The following is a 19,180-nucleotide window of genomic DNA, read 5'->3' as shown; positions in this document are numbered from 1 at the left end:
TGATCAACTGCATCCAATTGTCCTTCCAAACAATTGTGATGCAGTTTTTTTATTTTGCCAGACTCATTTCTCTTCTTTGACTATCCTCAGCTCATCTGCTGCAAAATTCGTAATCACCAAGTTTACTCTTAAATCTTATTTTATTGGTTATTTTATCTCCTAATTACTTCCGATTGATTACATTTTCATGCTATCATAGAATAAAGTGGCAAATTGTACAGCGGTCTTCAAACTTGTGAGCATTGATTCGGAGGAGATTTACTTTAAGGAGGTTTACTTATGGTACGCGTTTTATTAGTAGACGACTACAAAGTGTTGACCTCAGGGATGAAGGAAATCTTAAAAAAATACAATATGGAAGTCATCGTGTACCATGAAGGTGGTGAGGCTCTGAAAGATTTGAAAGATTCGCCGCCGCAAATAGACGTCTTTCTTTACGATTTAAAAATGCCAATTATGAACGGTTTGGAGTTAACTCTTAGAACATTAGAAATCATACCCGATGCTAAAATCATGATTATGTTTTCAGGTGATGAAATTTATTCCTATTTTAATAAATTAGTTGAAGCGGGTATTAAAGGGTTTATTGATAAATGTTATACAGATGGTATGATTGCATCGAGCATTTTAATGTGTTTGAAAGGAGCTGTTCTCTTTCCTGAAAACTTGTTGCAGAAACTGAAATTAGATAGCAAATTAGTAGTTGATGATCATCTGACAAGTGGTGAACTTGATATTTTACAATTGGTAGCATCCGGAAAAACGAATAAAGAGATTGCTGCCGGCTTGCAAATGTCAACACGGAATGTTGAATATCATTTAAGTAAAATTTATAGAAAACTGAAGGTGACATCGCGTTATAGTGCGGTTCACAAAGGGACAAAGCTTAATTTAATCAATAAATAGTCTTTGTTTATCCTTCTGCACTTTGTTTGCGATGAGTATAATTCAACAACAAACTCAAAAGGTGAAAAAATGAATGATAAGTTGCGGCAGCTACAAGAGACGTTTCAGACAGGAAGATTACTAGGTAATATGGTATGGAATTCAGGTCCTTGGCTATTGATCTGTATCATTTTTTTCATGTTAGCTGAAGCTATCACACCGGTATTGCAATTGTATGCATTGAAAAACATTATAGATGGTGTCGTTAAACAAGATGAAATCGTGCAAACGGAGATGTGGACTATTATTTATGCTGGAAGCCTGGTAGTTCTCGGTGCAATACAATCGTTAGAAAAATGGGTCAAGACACTGCTTGGAGAGAGAGCGGTGATCACCGTGAATAGCATGTTAATTGATGCTTTTGAGCGAATACCGGGAATGCGCTTTTTTGAGGATCCTAAATATCGGGACAAGCTTGAAACATTGCGAGACCGTTCAACTTGGCTTCCTTCTCAATTCATTTATATTAGTTCAAGTTTATTTACAGCAATTGCTTCATTAAGTGGAGTTGTGTTACTGATCGCCTATCTTTCTCCAATGTTAGCTGTCATTCTTGTTTTTTCAACCGCCCCGTTTGCCTTTGTTCATAACCATTATAATGAAATGGAGTGGGAATACAATAAAGAATATGCTCCAGTCAGGAGAAAGGCTGCATATACACGGAATCTGCTCCTTAACAGACGAGCGGCAAAGGAAATCCGCTTGTTTGGTCTTGGGGCTTTCTTTCTGAACTTATATCAAGCAACATTTCAAACTTTATACCGTGTTTTAAAAATTATACAAATCAGAAGTGCGCGATGGTCTGTGTTAGCGGGTTTTTTATCTGGTGCTGGCACAGGATTGGGTTATTTTTGGATATTATCTCGATCCAATTCACCTCACTTCACAGCAGGGGATATTTCCCTGTATTTGGGGGCTGTACTTCAATTATCAATAGCTCTGAGAGATATTGCAAAAGAAGGGGCAGATACATTAGATATCTGGCGGATGGGAAGAGACTTTGTTCATTTTATGAATGCTAAAAAAGATATGATACTTCCTGAAAAAGCAAAATCGTTTGCAACAGATGGGGCACTGGCTGTCGAATTCAAAAACGTCAGCTTTCGCTACCCGAATTTTTCAGAATGTGAGGATCAAGAAAACGAACGAGCTGATGTCCTGAATGAGTTAAGTTTTTCTATCTCGAAGGGAGAAAGAATCGCCATTGTTGGAGCGAATGGTTCAGGAAAAACGACTTTGATAAAGTTGCTCTGCCGTTTTTATGAATATCAAGAAGGAGACATTCTCATTAATGGGATCAATATTAAAGAGCTTGATTTGCATCAATTAAGAAATCGAATTTCCGTTGTATTCCAGGAATTTGGCAAGTATGAACTATCATTGAAAAATAACATTGCGCTTGGTGATTGGGCAGCCTTAGATCAAGAAAAGCTTGTGAAGGCGGCTCAAGCTGCCGAGTTAAAACAATTGATTGATGATCTGCCTGAAGGGCTAGATACTATGATTGGACCTGAATGGGGAGGGACAGATTTTTCAGGCGGCCAGTGGCAGCGGATTGCTTTAGCAAGGTCATTTATCAAAGATGCCGGACTTGTTATCCTGGATGAACCATCTGCTTCCTTAGATATACGTGCCGAATATGAAATCTTCCGCCAATTTCATCGGTTTACACAAGGGAAAACAGTGATCATGATCTCTCATCGTTTTAGTACTGTAAAAATGGCAGATCGGATTCTGGTACTAAAAAACGGCAGAATTATAGAAGCTGGAAGTCATAGCGATCTGATGAAGCAAAATGGAGAGTACCGAAAGATGTTTCAATTACAAGCTCAGGTGTATCAAGGGAAGGATGAGGGTCATTGCTAAAGATTAATTCTTTTTTGAAAAAACTTTCGCAAACTTCGTCTTTCATTTTTTATGGTTTAAAGTTGTTTTGGCGCTGTGATCACATTAAGTCCAGCATCTTGTTTTTTATCACATTGTTTTCCGCATTATTGGGCCCTTTGCTCGTCTGGTTAGGTGCAAAAGTCATTGATGAGATTAGTCATGTACCTTTCAAATGGTCTTCTTGGAATAGTTTGTTTTGGATGGCTCTCATATATATAGCACTTACTTTAATTGTAGATGCGCTTCAGCCAATCGCAGAAATGCAAAAGCGACTGCTTACTGCCAAGTTAGAAGCTTATGTTGATGTAGAGCTAATGAAAAAAGCAAATTCCATTCCTGATATAGCTGCTTTTGAAGATGCATCTTTTCATACCAATGCTCAAGTCATCCGTTACAATGAATATTTTGTCATGATGTGGGTGACAATTGTTTCGCAAACTTTTAGCGGAATTGTCATGATTGTCGCTGGCAGTCTGCTGATTGGAATGTTTGCTCTTTGGATTCCGCTGCTGTTTCTTATTTTAGCCCTGCCAAAATTGTACTGGGAAGCGAAATTAAATAACGCAACTTTTGAAGGAAGAAAAGAAGTTCAGGATTTAAGAAGACGTGCAGAATATTTCGCCGGTGTGCCTCTTATTCCTAAAACAGCAGGAGAAATGAAGATGTTTAATCTAGTTCCTTTCTTCAAATCTTCTTATCGAAGTACGTCTATGAAACTGCTGCAAATGATTTCTAATGATCAAAGAAAGTTGGCTTTGTTTCATCTTTTCTGGTCTGTATTACAATCATTAGCTGTCGGAGGTGTCCTCATCTATATTGTGCGGCAAGCGCTTCAAGGCACTTTTTCAATCGGTGACTTATATTTGTTTATCGGAGCTGTTGTTCAATTTAATGATGGGATAAATGAATGGTTTGCCGCAGTTGCCATTGGTGCAAGAGAAACCAGACACTTAGGGAATATTTATGAATTTTTGAATAGCAAAAATGCCATGGAAACGGGAGAAACAAAACTAGCCGCTAAAAAAAATCAAGGGTATACATTCGATCATGTCAAGTTTTCCTATGACGGGTCAAAAACGATTCTTGATATTGAAAAGCTTGAGATTCCTTTAAACAAGACGACTGTCATCGTCGGTGAGAACGGGTCTGGAAAAAGCACATTGATCAAATTGCTGCTTCGCTTCTTTGATCCGAATCAAGGGACAATCTTTTATAATGGTCTGCCGCTTCATGTTTATCAGATTGAACAATTTCGCTCAAAAGCGACAACTGTATTTCAAGATTTTTTACGATATGAGATGACTCTTAAAGCAAATATAGGTCTCGGTGATCTCGCTTCCTGCGAAAACATAGCTAAAATCAAAAAGGCCGCCTTATTTGGCGGTGTTGACTTGTTTTTGAATAAGCTAGAAAGCGGTTATGATACAGAGTTGGGCAGACTATTTGGCGGCAGAGACTTATCAGGCGGCCAGTGGCAGCGGATTGCGATAGCCCGATCTTTTATGCGAGATGAGTCGGCAGACCTGTTCATTTTTGATGAGCCGTCATCTGCCTTAGATGTATTTATAGAGAAAGACATATTTGCTAAACTAAATCAATTGAAAAAAGGGAAAACCGTCATTGTCGTCTCCCATCGACTAAGTACAGCTCGTTTTGCTGACCACATCATTTTCCTAGAGAAGGGGAAAGTAGCCGAAACAGGTACTCATAGTGAGCTAATGAAAAAACAAGCTCATTATGCTAGTTTATATCGTTTACAGGCGGAAAAATATCTCTAAATATGATAATGGAGCTGTCTAAAAAGTCCTTTTTCAACATAAATCAGGGGGGAATTGCGAGACTCCTGCGGAAACAGCGAGCCAGGCGAGACCCAAGAGGAGCAAGGAACGAGCTCCGAGGAGGCTCGCGGATCGCCCGCGGAAAGTGAGCAAATTCCCCAATTTTTATTCATCCACACGACTTTCAGGACAGCCCCATTTAAGCTATTGTCTTGAATGTTTACGGATTAGTGGAAGTCCATAAATGAAGAATGCTGCGATATGGGCAATGATAACATTTAAAGTGAAGAGTATAACCATGAGAGAGTGTCCTGTAGGAGAAAGTCTGTTTGTCATGTAAAAAAAGAAAAATACCCACATTAACATGATCGGCGGTATAGAAGAAAGGGCGACTTTCTTATTGTCCAGCCATAAAAACAAAGGAGTGGCGCTGGCAATCAGCAAGTAAGCGAAAAACATATCCATACGTTTAACCCCTTTCAAAAAAAGTAAGCGTTATCAAATAGCGAATTGTGTCAATTTAAAGGATGTTTTGTGAACATTCTGTTACAATTATTATATCACATCATTAGAAAAAAGATACATATTAGAGAGCAATTTCCACACTTTGTTATTCCTAATTTTTCAGTAGGAAATATGGATTAAATCTAGAATATGTCATAAACCAATAATAGGGAGATTGTTGCGATGAGAAGACTTGTTAGCATGACCTCAGAAGCCGACATCATGAAGTGTATCCATCTTTCAGAATACGCCTTTCAACGAAAACTTTCTCAGGAAGAGCTGACCAGAGTTAAGTTGAAGTATCAACAGCATGAAGTGATTGGAATGAAAGAAGGAGAAAAGCTTATTTCTAAACTGAATATCATTCCATTTGAAGTGCAAATTGAACATCAGGATATGAAAATGGGGGGGATTGGTGGTGTTGCAACTTGGCCTGAGGAACGAAGAAAAGGTACAGTTAGACAACTTCTAATAAAATCTTTAGAAATCATGAGGAAAAACCGCCAGGCGATCAGTTTTTTACATCCGTTTAACATTTCCTTTTACCGTAAGTTTGGTTGGGAGCTGGTGTTTTATGAAAAGGTGTTTACAATCAAATGTGAACATCTTACACCGTTTGAACAACCGGATGGATATGTGCGAAGGTTGGATAAACTCGAAGGGCTGGCTGAAGCGGGGAGGCTCTATGAGCAGTATCGAAAGCGGTATAACGGGTTATTAAAGCGTGATGAAGAGGACTGGATGACAAACATTTTATCAGATCCGCTCATGTTGGCTGTTTACTATTCAAAGGATGGGCTAGCACTTGGTTATCTCCTTTATAAATTAGAGAACCGGAAAATAATTGTGGAAGAATGGGTTGATTTACATCATGAGTCACGCTGTGGTCTTTGGAATTTTCTTTGCCAGCATGATTCAATGATTGAACAACTTGAGATCACAGTTCACCCTGATGATGGTCTGGATTTTTTCCTTCACGAACCAAAAATCAAGCAGGAGATTCATCCTTATATGATGGCAAGAATCACAGATATCCATTCTTTTTTGCAAGATTACCCGCTTAGGCACCTTATCGAAGAACCGTTTGTCTTTCAGGTCACTGATGAAGTAGCAGAATGGAACAACCAAACTCTCCAGGTTGATAGACATGATGTGGAAGCAGTAAATGCAGAAACGGCTAAAAATCTACTAACAATTGATATCCAGTCCTTCACAGCTTTTTTGCTTGGTGCTCGAACAGCTCAATTTTTCTATCAAGCTGGGAAACTTGTGGGACATCGTGAGGAAGTAAAGAGGCTTGATCAAACTGTAGTACCGTTAACGCCTTGGTTAATGGATTACTTTTAAAAAGCAAAAGGTCTTTGTGTTTGACCGCAAAGACCTTTTGTGTTTGTGATTAAAAAATGAAGTGGGCACAAAGTGCAATAACCGGTAATGTGATCAATGTCCGGACGATGAAAATCAAGATCAAGTCAAGGAAGGACACTGGGATTTTTGAGCCGATCAAAAGACCGCCGACTTCTGACATATAGATTAATTGAGTCACAGAGACACAGGCGATGATAAAACGTGTCATCTCACTCTCTATTCCGCTTGCAAGCACAGATGGGAGAAACATATCAGCAAACCCGACGACAAGTGTTTGTGAGGCCTCTACCGCTTCTGGAACTTGTAACAGTTCAAGCAAAGGGATAAACGGGATACCAAGCCATTGAAAGACCGGTGTATAGTTGGCGACAATTAAAGCAGCAGTCCCGAGTGCCATTACGACGGGGGCGACACCCATCCACATATCGAGTACGTTTTTCATTCCATCTTTTAGAAAATCTTTCACACTAGTGTTTTTCTTCGCTTTCTTGATCGCTTGGTTGATTCCCCATTGAAACGAAGTGAATCCTTCAGGAATCGTTTCCAGGTCTTTGTTACCTTGATCTGTAATATATGTATCAGCCTTACGTGATAAAGGTGGAATCCGTGGTGTGATGACGGCTGCGACAACTCCGGCAAGCAAAATAGTCAAATAAAATGGAACAAACATATGACCGAGGTCTACTTGAGAGATAATCACAAGAGAGAACGTGATAGAGACAACGGAGAAAGTCGTACCGATAATCGCGGCCTCGCGTTTCGTATAGAATCCTTCTTCATATTGTTTGCTTGTCAAAAGAACACCGATCGTGCCATCGCCAAGCCATGAAGCCATACAGTCAATTGAAGATCGTCCAGGAAGCTTAAAGACCGGTCTCATAAACTTTGTCATTAATGCTCCGAACAATTCAAGCAAGCCAAAGTTGAGCAAGAAAGGTAGAAAAAGTCCGGCAAATAAGAAAACAGAAAAGAGAACAGGTAAGAGACTATTTAATAAAGTTCCTCCCGTACTGCCTGAATAAACCGCTGACGGTCCAACTTTAAAAAACGTCATAATCGCAAAAATCATTCCAAAAAAGCGGATAACATACCAGAATAAAGATACATTCAAGAGATTATTAAAAAATTCACTTTTTTTAATAAGAGATGGATGAAAGGTTTTTGTAATAAAGGTTAAGATAAATGTTACGGTAACAATAAACATCATGATGAATGGGAGCTGATGATTAAGCAGTTCTTTCAGTGCATCGGAGAGTACTGCAATGGGTATTGTTAATTTTTCTTCATTTTTAATGGGGACCATAAACAATATGATCCCGATCAGCGAAGGAATCAAGAATTTCATGACGTCCAGTCGTTTACGCTTTTGAAGTGCTTTATCCAAATTGAAAAACTCCCTTTTTTTTTAGGTAATTTGTTGCATGGTTTCTCAAATATTCAATTTTATGCATCTTTATTAATTTTAATACAAATAGATCAAAAATCAAGTTATTAGAACATTCGATATCAAATAGTAAAAATCCTTTACAACAAAAAAGGAATTTTTTTGTGTGTGACCAACCGAAACATTTTATTCAGTTGTGCGTCATATCATGTGAGAGGAAGTTACTGTAGTTTTAGCGTGTTAGTTATAAAGGCGGGGTTTTAATGAATGAGAAAAAAAATTTCACAAACCCCTTTTACCAAGGGGATTTGATTTTTGCATATACCATCTTTTTTATCATTAGTGTTGTTTCAGTTTATGCAGCTCAGCAATTTAATCAATATGGTGAGCCTTTTGCGATGAAACAAACCCTCTACTATTTGCTCGGTGCTTTTATTATCATTGCATTTCTATATTTTGATTTAGAGCAAATCGAAAAATTAAGTTTTTTCATTTTCATTTTATGTATTCTGTCACTGATTATTTTAAAGTTAAGTCCTGAACAAATCGGCGGGAGAGATTTTGCTCCTATACGAAACGGTGCAAAAAGCTGGTTTATGCTTCCTGGCTTTACATTGCAGCCTTCTGAGTTTATGAAAATCGGCTTGATCATGTATTTAGCATCTTTTATGTCCAAACACAGTCCGACAGGAAAACGGACGTTAAAAGCAGATTGCATCTTTCTAATGAAAATCTTTGGTATTGTCATTGTGCCGGTAGGGCTCATTTTAGAACAGGACACTGGTACAGCCGGGATCGTCATGTTTGTGATTCTTGTGATGATCTTTCTATCAGGCGTTAACTGGAAGCTCATCTCGCTGATCTTTTTATCAGGCGTCACCGTCGCAGTTTCAATATTATACGTGATGATTAGCTTTCCCGATCTTGCGGCTTCGGTCGGAATTGAGAAATATCAAATTAACCGTGTGATGACATGGGTCAATCCGAGTGAACAAAACCCCGATGCGAAATTACAGGTCGAGCGGGCGCAAATGGCCATCGGTTCTGGTCAGGTGTTTGGTAATGGTGTGCGCGACCTTCAAGTTTATGTTCCTGAAGCACAAACAGACTTTATTTTTGCAGTCATTGGTGAAAGTTTTGGGTTTGTTGGCTGCACATTCGTTGTCATTATGTTTTTCTTTTTAATTTACCGATTTGTTGTTCTCATCGACCGAATACATCCATTTAACAAGTTTGCCTCATTTTTCTGTGCCGGTTTTACGGCTTTAATCGTCATTCATACTTTTCAAAATATCGGCATGAATATTGGAATTATGCCTGTGACAGGTATCCCCTTGCTACTAGTGAGTTATGGAGGCAGTTCGGTTGTCGCTACACTGACAGGTTTTGCGATCGTCTATAATGCGAGTTGCCAACTAACTAAATATCAAAGATATATGTTTAAATAACAGTCTGATATCTCAGGCTGTTATTTTATTGTGTTAAAAGTGTCATCTTTCACATCGTTCATGTATAATAAAATTTAGTGGTTTTTGATAAGAATTAAGGCGGGGGAGTAATGAGTCAGAAAAAAAATATCACAAGTCCTTTTTATCAGGGGGATTTGATTTTTATATTAGCAGCTTTCTTGATGATTAGTGTTGTGGCTGTTTATGCTGCGGATCCGTCATTCTCTTTAAAAGGTTATCCTGTAAAACAGCTGATTTATTATTTAATTGGTATTTCACTTATCATTGGCTTTCTTTATTTTGATTTGGAACAGATTGAAAAAATGAGCTTATATATATATATATCTGGAATCCTCTTGTTAATTCTTTTGAAAATTAGTCCGGAATCGATTGCTCCGGTGGTAAAAGGTGCTAAAAGCTGGTTTAGATTTGGTGGTTCAGTCACTTTACAACCTTCGGAATTTATGAAAATCGGTTTGATTATGATGCTGGCGTCAGTTATTTCAAAAGCCAGTCCAAAAGGTTCGCGCTCCATAGAGGAAGATGTTCATTTATTATTGAAAATTGCTGGAACTGCTGTAATTCCAGTAGGGTTGATTTTCCTACAAGATGCTGGTACAGCAGGAATCTGTATGTTTTTTGTCGCTGTTATGATCTTTCTATCCGGAATAAACTGGAAATTGATTGCGATTGTTGCAGGTACTGGTATAACCGTCGTTTTACTTGCTTTATTAGTCGTGATTTCTTTTCCCGAGTTTTCTAAAGATGTCCTTCATATACAAACATATCAAATTGATCGGGTGATGACATGGTATGATTCAAGCAAGCAAACGTCTAAAGACACATACCAAACGGACCAAGCTGTGATGGCGATCGGGTCAGGACAAATTTTTGGTTCGGGTATTAACGATATGAAAGTGTATGTTCCAGAAGGACATACAGATTTCATATTTTCAGTAATCGGCGAGAGTTTCGGCTTTATTGGCTGTACCGTTGTTGTCATCATGTTCTTTTATTTGATTTACAGGCTTGTCGTGTTGATTGAAAAAATCCACCCATTTAATCGGTTTGCCTCACACTTTGTTGTCGGATATACCGCTCTGATCGTTATTCATACATTCCAGAATATCGGGATGAATATCGGTTTAATGCCTGTCACAGGTGTCCCTTTGCTGTTTGTCAGCTATGGCGGAAGCTCTGTGGTGGCGACGATGCTTGGATTTGCGATCGTCTACAATGCGAGTTGTCAGCTTACAAAATATCAAGGTTATATGTTTAAATAATAGGCATGAAAGACAGTCAAAAGAGAAACATGGCTGTCTTTTTTTGTGAAGTCATTTCTCTTTGGAATGAAACAAAAATTAGATATGATAAAGTCATGAGGAGGTATAGCGATGAATCAAACGATTGAAACGATTTTAGATCACCGTTCCATCAGGTCTTTTACAGATCAGCCTCTGACAAAAGAGGAAATTCGTTTACTCGTTGAAAGTGCCCAAAGTGCATCAACATCAAGTTATATTCAGGCTTATTCAATTATCGGTGTAACAGAGCAGAGTAAAAAACGGAAGCTAGCTGCCTTGGCGGGTGATCAGCCATATGTAGAGAAAAATGGTCACTTGTTTGTGTTTTGTGTCGATCTCTTCCGCCATCACAAAATTGCCCGGGAAAAAGGGGAAGATATTCAAGCTTCTCTTGAGGGGACAGAAATATTTATGGTCGGCTTAATCGACGCAGCACTTGCTGCCCAAAACATGGCGGTGGCAGCTGAGTCAATGGGACTTGGCATCTGCTATATCGGTGGGATTCGAAATGATTTAGGAAAGGTTTGTGAGCTGCTGGAAACACCTGAATATGTTCTTCCATTGTTCGGTCTAGTTGTTGGCCATCCGGCAAACCGTTCCGCGAAAAAACCAAGATTGCCATTAGAACATGTTTATCATGAGAATACTTACAGCTTAGATCAAGAAGATTTTCACAAAGCTTTAACCGACTATGACAAGACGATTTCAAGTTATTATGAAAATAGAACGAATGGTAAGCGAACTGATCAGTGGACAGAGCAAATCATGCGTCATTTGAAACAGTCGCAACGAACATATCTCAATCAATTTGTAAAAGAAAAAGGCTTTAACAAAAGCTAGAACACCGCTTCTTTTTGAAGGGGTGTTCTATTTGATGATCACATATTTAAAGAAAAGATAAATCATAAACCATATTGGAAGACTGATCACAATGCCGGACAAACAGCCTTTTGCAAAGTTTTCTTCATCGAGTGGTATGAGTTTTTCTTGAAGCGAATCTTTTGCATTCATCAATCTTCTGCGCTCCTCCCGACTTCAATTTGCTATTTATATCGGTTATCCATAAACGTAAGTTAAGGAGGATGCGGACATTTTTTGCTAGGAACGTCAACGACGCCGAAAAACAGCCGCTAAATATTGGACTGGCCAAAGAAGTAAAAGACCGCTCACATATAAAGCAGTTAACAGCCAGCTGAGCGGTATAAGCAAAATGGTGTCAACGGTTTGCTCTGCTGCTTTTGGGAATGGGTGTGGGGTGTTTTTTTGCAGGTTGTTGATGAGATACAATATTGTAAAAAAAACAAAGCATGCAATCATGAAGGATAAGCCAAATAATATGAAAAATGAAAACATATAGACGAAGTCCTCCGGTTGCTTTTTTCAGAAGGTTTCTCCTGTGAACAAGATTTTACCATAAAAAAGCCTTGTTGAGTGATTCTCAACAAGGCTTATCACTATTCGACGATAAACGGCTTTTCTGTCAAAACAGTGCTTGATTTCCCTTTCGTGGAGGCATAGGCAAGCATATAGTACCGACCCGGTTTAAGTGCTGTTGTGTCATTGATCATACCATTCCATTGATAGGTTTGATAACCTTTTTCTTGGTTTTTATAGACACCTGCTTGGCCGATGAATTCGAGATTCTCATCATATACGAGAAATGCCAAGTCTTCCGCTCCGCCTGGTAGATAGGCTTCAATTGTGTGTGTGCCAGCCTTTAATCCAGAGGCAACAGTCACTGAAGTGACACGTGGGTAGTCAGGTTCTTTGACAATGAAAAGAAGCGGAATTTCAGCAACTTTTTTCTCTCCATCACGGACAGTTACTGTCCCTTCATATGTGCCGGCCTTTGCTTTATTGGCATTCACCATAACCTTGACTTTTGCTTTTCCCGTTTTCTGAGCTGGAATGACAACTCTTTTCGTTCCTCTTACAGAAACACCTTTTCCTTTGAAAGAATATTCAAGCTGATAGGATTTTCTAAGTGATGAAAGGTTTTCAATTGTAAATGTTTTTGTTTTTGTTTGCCTTCCTTTATCCTTCATGTATGTTCCGAATGAATAGCTACCAGGAGTAACAATTGAAGAAGCATGCAAGGCATCCATAATTCGAACACTACCTGCTCCTTGGGTATTGTGAGGATAACGTTTCCCATTTTCATCTGTTAATTTTTTAGCAGTATTCATCAGAACGGCTTTGATTTGGTCTGGTGACCAATCTGGTTTTGCTTGTTTGACAATAGCTGCAACACCAGCTACATGTGGTGAAGCCATGCTTGTTCCCTGCATAGATGCATAACCATGAGGGTTTGTTGGATCATGTGTCGGAACTGTACTGACAATATTAACACCAGGTGCAGAAATGTCAGGCTTAATCATCCAAGTATCCATAACAGGACCTCGGGATGAAAATGCAGCCATTGTTTCGCCAAGTTCTTTATCTAGTTTGAAAGAAAAAACGGCGTTCCGGTTGCTTTTTTTGATCTGCTGAACAAGCTCTTCTCCGTCTTCCTTAGAGAGCTTAATAGTTGGTACGGCCATACCTTCTATCATACCAGTTTCAATTTCTCCAGACACATGATTGTAAATAATAGCTCCAATCGCTCCAGCGTCTTTAGCATGCTGAGCTTTATCAACAAATGGGATGTCGCCCCGCTTTATCACGGCGACTTTTCCTTTGAGATTTTTTCCTTTGAAATCTTCAGGTTGTCCAATTCCTGCTTCAATCAGCTCAACCTTTTGATTATTCAATGATAGAAGGTCTTCTGCTTTATTATAGCCCATCACTTTCGCTGTTTGATATGAATCAAAGTGAACAGAATATTTTTGATATGGAAGTTGTGTGGCACCGACAGAAATAGCTTCCCTTGATGTTCCGGGCGATCCGACCGTCCAATTTTTCGGTCCGCTGTTGCCATTCGATGTTACGGCTGTCACGCCTTCTGACATGGCCCAGTCAAGTGCAATACTTGTTGCATAGTCAGGGTTGTTTACTGAAGAGCCTAAGGAAAGATTAATAACTTTCGCTCCGTCTGTAACTGCTTTTTCAACGCCTGCGATTACATTTTCAGTTGTTCCGGTTCCACCAGGACCGAGGACGCGATAGGCAAGGAGAGTTGCATCTGGTGCGACACCTTTGATTTTACCATTGGCAGCAATTGTTCCTGCTACATGTGTTCCATGGCTAGTTGCTCCACCGCGAGGATCTCCTGCAGGTGTTTCTTGTGGATCATAATCATTGTCAACCAAGTCATATCCTTTGTAAGGTCCAAAGTTTTTCTTTAAATCTGGATGTTTATAATCAACGCCAGTATCAATAACGGCTACTTTGACACCTTTACCTGTAAAGCCTGAACGCCAAGCTTGATCTGCACCAATATATGGTGCGCTTTTATCCATTTGTGGATGATAAGTATCTTTTGAAAGCATCACGCTTTTTTGCTTTATAACATCAGGTTTGTAAGTCGTATTAGGGTAAACAGCTTTGACGTCTTTTACAGCTAGAAGTTTGGGAATGTCACTTGCCGGTAGTTTCAGAGAAAATCCAGAAAATACACGGTGGTATTCCCGTTTTACTTTTGCTTTTTTGATCTTTTTCATTGTTTGAGATTTTACTTTGTTTCGTGCCGCATTTAACGTAGCCTTTGACTGTTTTTCTCCCTTCGCCTTTGCCTCAGCAAGCGATTTTTCCTTTAGTTCAACAATGACTGTGGTCTGTTTGTCTGAAGTGGTATCAATATCTCCGAAAATTTCAGCTTTCTCTAGTTCAGCCCCTTGTTTTTTAGCTGATTGAGCATGAACACCAGTGAGAGAACTAGATACAGTAAAAAATAAAATAAAAGCAAAAATAGAAAAGCGGATAAGATTTTTTTTCAATAGATTTTCCTCCTTTAGTAAATATGCAGAAATAAAAGTAGATTTGGAACATTTTAAATATTCTATTATTTTTCGCGAAATCCTTCAAAGTTTTTCAAAAAATTTATGGAGATGATATTTATACACAGTTTGTTGTGTATAAGTGAATAAAGCTGTGTATACATATGGTGAAGAATATTTGTTCTAATACTATATGTTGAACTGTTATGTGGATATGTGGATATCTACTGTGGGTAACATGTGTTTATCCTTAGGATAAGCTGTGAATAAGCCGATCCTTCAGTTTTCAACAAAACTTCTAAAAACTAGAACTATTTTTCACCCAGATTATGACAAACAATTCTAGTTTTCCAAGTTAAGATAGAGTCTGAAGTTAATAGAGAAACTAGAAAAAATGGAGGGATTTTTATGAAATGTTTTCTAGATTTTATGAAACTGTGGGTGATTGTACTGCTTCACTATGTCATGCCTGTTAGACAAAGACAGATCAACATGCTGAGCTGTTTATACAAAGAAGTGAATCTCTGTTTTGGTGGATTACTGGAGTTTGGAGGGGATAAGGAAAACCAATTAGAACAATATGGACAAGCAGGTTTTTTACCAAAGAGAGAAAGGTACACAATGAAGTTCAAACGATTATTAAAATGGGCAAGGGCTGGGCCGGACTTTACATAAGAGAACAAACAATGTAAAATCCCACTCATAATGGGAAGTGGGTGACAGCTTTGAAAATCTACAAGGTATTAAATAACAATGCAGCGATTATAAAGGAGGATGGACAAGAGAAAATTGTCATGGGACCGGGAATTGCTTTTCAAAAAGGTAAAAACGACACCATTGTTAGAAAAAAAGTCGAGAAAATTTTTACCATCCATGAGGAAAACGAGAAATTCAAACAAATACTTGAAACACTTCCAGAAAAGCATATTGAAGTAGCTGAAGAGATTATCAGCTATGCGGAAGGACAGCTGTCCGCACCGTTAAGTGATCATATTCACATTGCCCTTGTCGATCATTTATCATTCGCAATTGAACGAATTCAAAAAGATTTAACGATTCGAAATAAATTATTAAACGAAATAAAAGCGCTTTATAAAAAAGAGTATGAAATTGGACTTTGGGCCATAGAGCTGGTCAAAGAAAAATTAAATATAGATTTGCCTGAAGATGAAGCGGGGTATATCGCACTGCATATTCATACCGCAAAAATGGATGCGGAAAATATGCATACGACCCTTAAATATACAACGATCATTAAAGAACTGATTGAAAAAATCGAAAGTTTTTTTGATCAAAAAATAGATGAAAACAGCATTTCATATCAGCGACTTGTGACACATTTAAGGTATGCGATTAATCGGTTTGAATCAAATGAAGCATTCCATGTCATGGATGATGACATGCTTTATTTTATCAAGCAAAAATATCCTATATCATATCGATGTGGAGTAGAACTGGCTGATTATTTAAAAACTGAATATGAACTTGATCTTCCAGAGTCGGAGATCGGCTATATTACACTGCATATTCAGCGGTTAAACGATTTGTAATACCGCTGATATTCCTGTGTTCAGGCTTTTTTAGTACATTCTTCATAGAGAAATAACATATTTTTAAAAAAGGTTGACGAAAGCGCTAACACATAATATAATGAATTTGTGTTAAAACTAAATACCGGGGATTGTGACTGGTAGAGCAGGCAAGACCTAAAATTTGCTTAAATGAATGGGGGAACTTTATCCTCATATTCATTGGTGAATTTTAGGTCTTTTCTGCTTTTCAATAAAAAAGGAGGAATCATCATGAATCACAAAGAAATCGCTGTACGTCTCATTGAGCTTCTTGGCGGAGAAGATAATATTGTTAGCGCTGCACATTGTGCAACAAGGTTGCGTTTAGTTATAAACGATGAAACAAAAATCGATCAAGAACAAGTTGAAGATCTTGATGGAGTAAAAGGAGCTTTTTCCAGCTCTGGTCAATACCAGATTATTTTTGGGACTGGATTAGTCAATAAAGTGTATGCAGAGTTTGCCAAAGAACTGAATCTCGATCAAAAAGAAACAGTTCAACATAGTGAAGCTGCAAAACAAAAAATGAATCCGTTGGCACGGTTTGCAAAAACGTTGTCAAACATATTTGTGCCAATTATCCCGGCGATTGTTGCAAGCGGTTTATTAATGGGTCTTTTAGGAATGATGAAGGCGTTTAACTGGGTTGACCCTGAGACGGCACTGTATAAAATGCTCGATATGTTCTCAAGTTCTGCATTTATTATCTTGCCGATCTTAATTGGTGTCAGTGCTGCGAAAGAGTTTGGTAGCAATCCTTATTTAGGTGCTGTGCTCGGTGGAATTTTAATTCACCCAAGTTTGTTTAATCCGTGGGGATTGGCAGAAGGAACACCAGGTGTGATGGATTTATTCGGTCTTAAACTCGAAATGCTTGGTTATCAAGGTACAGTAATTCCAATTTTACTTGCTGTATATGTCATGAGTAAAATCGAAAAAGGTGTCAGAAAGATTGTTCCAAATGCAATCGACCTGTTAGTAACACCGTTTGTTACGATTATTTCAAGTGGATTTATCGCGTTTATTGCCATTGGTCCTTTAGGCAGAATGCTTGGTACAGGGATCTCAACCGCTTTAACAAATGTATATGAGTTTGCTGGACCTGTCGCTGGACTTGTCTTTGGAGGCACATACTCCTTAATCGTTTTAACTGGGGTTCATCATAGCTTCCATGCGATTGAGGCTGGGCTCCTTGCTGATATTGGGAAAAACTACTTGCTGCCAATCTGGTCCATGGCCAATGTCGCGCAAGGTGGAGCTGGACTAGCTGTATTCTTTATGGCGAAACGTGCAAAAACAAAAGAAATTGCTTTACCTGCTGCATTCTCAGCATTCCTTGGCATTACTGAACCCGTTATCTTCGGTGTGAACCTTCGTTACCGTAAGCCGTTTATCGGTGCAATGGTCGGTGGTGCACTAGGTGCCGCATATGTTGTCTTGATGGATGTCGCTGCAAATGCTTACGGTTTGACAGGAATTCCGATGATTGCGATTGCTGCACCACTTGGAAACGCCAATCTCATCAATTATCTTATCGGAATGGTGATCGCGGTTTCAGTTGCCTTTGTCACAGCCTTTTTCTTAGGCATTAAAGAAGACGAGAAAAAGAGCTAATGGAGGGTTTGAATGAATGAGTAAAGATCAGGAACTTCGTAAGCAAGCAGTCGATCGGGTTGAGGAATATCAAGAGATTGTCAACCGTGACCCTTATAGATTGCATTATCACATGATGCCTCCTGTCGGTCTGCTGAATGATCCAAATGGATTCATTCAGTGGAAAGGGGTCTATCACCTCTTCTATCAATGGTTGCCTTTTAAAACTGGACACGGGGCAAAATTCTGGGGACATTATTCCTCAGAAGACCTTGTCCACTGGCGACATGAGGAGATCGCTCTCACGCCAAGTGATTGGTTTGATAAAAATGGATGTTACTCAGGAAGCGCCATCGCTGATAATGATCAGCTTCAAGTTTTCTATACAGGGAATGTGAAAGATGCCGAGGGGAATAGGGAAACCTATCAATGCCTTGCTGTCTCAAAGGATGGGATCTCTTTTGAAAAGAAAGGTGTTGTCGCCAGACTTCCTGAAGGATACACACCACATTTCCGCGATCCAAAAGTGTGGAAAAAAGACGGTCGCTGGTATATGGTGCTCGGGGCGCAGACCGAACGTTTGGAAGGCAGAGCAGTATTGTTTACTTCTGAAAACTTAGAAGACTGGACGTTTCTTGGCGATATTGCCGGTTCAAATAAAGGTTCACTTGGTGAGTTCGGTTATATGTGGGAATGTCCAGATATGATGCCACTTGGCGGAAAAGATGTCTTGATTGTCTGCCCTCAAGGGTTAAAAGCGGAAGGTTTCCGTTATCAAAATGTTTATCAGTCAGGTTATTTTGTTGGTCAGTTAGACGACCAAAAACCGGAATTTAAACATGGAGAATTTGAAGAACTTGACCGTGGCTTTGATTTTTATGCACCACAGACAACAGAGGACGAATCAGGCAGAAGAATTTTATTTGCCTGGATGGGTGTTCCTGACCAGGGTGAAGAAAGTCATCCGACAATTCCGAATCACTGGGTGCATTGTATGACATTGCCGAGGGAATTAACTTTACAAAATGATAAGCTGATTCAAAAACCGGTTCAGGAGCTCAGAGCATTACGGCAGAATGAACAAAACTTTGAGATTTCACTCAGTCAAGCTGCTGAAAAACTAAATATTGACCATGAGAAAACAGAACTTTACCTGAGTTCACCAAAGGTAGAAGAAGGATTTGAGCTATCCTTTAGAGGAGCGGCCCGCCTTATCTATAGGAAAGAAGATGGTGTCCTGACTTTGGAAAGGAACAGTTATCTTGATGAACGGGTGGAATCAAGGCATTGCAAGATTGGTGAGCTCAGAGAGTTAGACATCTTTTTAGACGCTTCTTCAATTGAGATTTTTGTAAACGATGGAGAAGAAGTATTTACAGCTCGCTATTTTCCTTACCCGGGAAATAATGACGTGTTGATCAGCAGCAGAAAAAATCTCTCATTAAATATGACCTCTTGGACAATGAAGTAAGCACGATGATTTCCTGTTACAATCCCTTTATGATATGCTATTTATAGAGAGA

Annotated in this window: 15 protein-coding genes; 11 read left to right on the top strand and 4 right to left on the bottom strand. The window is 39.0% G+C overall.

The features are described 5' to 3' along the window. Window positions 1–279 precede the first annotated feature (279 nt). The 3 genes from HOO54_RS20495 (at window position 280) to HOO54_RS20485 (ending at window position 4,610) form a co-directional block, all read left to right on the top strand. Window positions 280–906 carry a response regulator transcription factor gene (locus HOO54_RS20495; RefSeq protein WP_172298584.1) on the top strand — a complete coding sequence of 209 codons (627 nt, stop codon included), beginning with the start codon at window positions 280–282 and terminating at the stop codon, window positions 904–906. Window positions 907–975: 69 nt separating this feature from the next. Then, window positions 976–2,811 carry an ABC transporter ATP-binding protein gene (locus tag HOO54_RS20490; protein ID WP_172298582.1) on the top strand — a complete coding sequence of 612 codons (1,836 nt, stop codon included), beginning with the start codon at window positions 976–978 and terminating at the stop codon, window positions 2,809–2,811. Next, the gene (locus HOO54_RS20485) at window positions 2,805–4,610 is read left to right on the top strand and encodes an ABC transporter ATP-binding protein (protein WP_172298580.1); all 1,806 of its coding nucleotides are present in this window, start codon (window positions 2,805–2,807) and stop codon (window positions 4,608–4,610) included. Before HOO54_RS20490 ends, HOO54_RS20485 begins: the two co-directional genes overlap by 7 nt. A 204-nt stretch (window positions 4,611–4,814) precedes the next feature. Here the strand turns inward: HOO54_RS20485 and HOO54_RS20480 are convergent, their stop codons facing one another. Next, on the bottom strand, window positions 4,815–5,075 hold the full coding sequence (locus tag HOO54_RS20480) for a spore morphogenesis/germination protein YwcE (RefSeq protein WP_172298578.1): 261 nt from the start codon (window positions 5,073–5,075) through the stop codon (window positions 4,815–4,817). Window positions 5,076–5,297: 222 nt separating this feature from the next. On the opposite strand from HOO54_RS20480, the gene HOO54_RS20475 reads away from it, so the two are divergent. Then, a complete protein-coding gene (locus HOO54_RS20475) occupies window positions 5,298–6,461 on the top strand; it encodes a GNAT family N-acetyltransferase (protein WP_172298576.1) in 1,164 nt (387 codons plus the stop codon). A 49-nt stretch (window positions 6,462–6,510) separates the two neighbouring features. Here the strand turns inward: HOO54_RS20475 and HOO54_RS20470 are convergent, their stop codons facing one another. Continuing rightward, window positions 6,511–7,866, bottom strand: coding sequence for a YjiH family protein (locus HOO54_RS20470; protein WP_172298574.1), 1,356 nt, complete (start codon window positions 7,864–7,866; stop codon window positions 6,511–6,513). Between the two features lie 263 nt (window positions 7,867–8,129). Here HOO54_RS20470 and HOO54_RS20465 point away from each other — a divergent pair, with 263 nt between their 5' ends. From HOO54_RS20465 to nfsA, 3 genes are all read left to right on the top strand, one after another. Continuing rightward, window positions 8,130–9,314, top strand: coding sequence for an FtsW/RodA/SpoVE family cell cycle protein (locus tag HOO54_RS20465; RefSeq protein ID WP_172298572.1), 1,185 nt, complete (start codon window positions 8,130–8,132; stop codon window positions 9,312–9,314). Between the two features lie 110 nt (window positions 9,315–9,424). Then, window positions 9,425–10,597: an FtsW/RodA/SpoVE family cell cycle protein gene (locus HOO54_RS20460; RefSeq protein WP_172298570.1), complete on the top strand. Its 1,173-nt coding sequence runs from the start codon at window positions 9,425–9,427 to the stop codon at window positions 10,595–10,597. Window positions 10,598–10,708: 111 nt separating this feature from the next. Then, entirely contained in the window at window positions 10,709–11,458 is a 750-nt protein-coding gene (nfsA, locus tag HOO54_RS20455) for an oxygen-insensitive NADPH nitroreductase (protein WP_172298568.1), read from the top strand. A 27-nt stretch (window positions 11,459–11,485) separates the two neighbouring features. Here the strand turns inward: nfsA and HOO54_RS20450 are convergent, their stop codons facing one another. Next, window positions 11,486–11,632 (bottom strand): hypothetical protein, encoded by a 147-nt coding sequence (locus tag HOO54_RS20450; RefSeq protein ID WP_172292311.1) that lies wholly within the window; start codon window positions 11,630–11,632, stop codon window positions 11,486–11,488. 440 nt (window positions 11,633–12,072) lie between these two features. Continuing rightward, the gene (locus HOO54_RS20445) at window positions 12,073–14,493 is read right to left on the bottom strand and encodes a S8 family peptidase (protein WP_172298566.1); all 2,421 of its coding nucleotides are present in this window, start codon (window positions 14,491–14,493) and stop codon (window positions 12,073–12,075) included. Between the two features lie 408 nt (window positions 14,494–14,901). Between HOO54_RS20445 and HOO54_RS20440 the strand changes: the two genes are divergently transcribed. The 4 genes from HOO54_RS20440 (at window position 14,902) to HOO54_RS20425 (ending at window position 19,128) form a co-directional block, all read left to right on the top strand. Then, window positions 14,902–15,168 carry a hypothetical protein gene (locus tag HOO54_RS20440; protein WP_172298564.1) on the top strand — a complete coding sequence of 89 codons (267 nt, stop codon included), beginning with the start codon at window positions 14,902–14,904 and terminating at the stop codon, window positions 15,166–15,168. Between the two features lie 50 nt (window positions 15,169–15,218). After that, window positions 15,219–16,043, top strand: coding sequence for a PRD domain-containing protein (locus HOO54_RS20435; protein ID WP_172298562.1), 825 nt, complete (start codon window positions 15,219–15,221; stop codon window positions 16,041–16,043). 252 nt (window positions 16,044–16,295) lie between these two features. Beyond that, window positions 16,296–17,678 (top strand): sucrose-specific PTS transporter subunit IIBC, encoded by a 1,383-nt coding sequence (locus tag HOO54_RS20430; RefSeq protein WP_172298560.1) that lies wholly within the window; start codon window positions 16,296–16,298, stop codon window positions 17,676–17,678. A 16-nt stretch (window positions 17,679–17,694) separates the two neighbouring features. After that, on the top strand, window positions 17,695–19,128 hold the full coding sequence (locus tag HOO54_RS20425; RefSeq protein ID WP_172298558.1) for a sucrose-6-phosphate hydrolase: 1,434 nt from the start codon (window positions 17,695–17,697) through the stop codon (window positions 19,126–19,128). Window positions 19,129–19,180 lie beyond the last annotated feature (52 nt).

The sequence above is a fragment of the Bacillus sp. WMMC1349 genome, assembly GCF_013155385.1.
Lineage (GTDB): Bacteria > Bacillota > Bacilli > Bacillales > Bacillaceae > Bacillus.
Note: the sequence above shows the minus strand (reverse complement) of the source record. Positions and strands in the feature narration are given on the sequence as shown.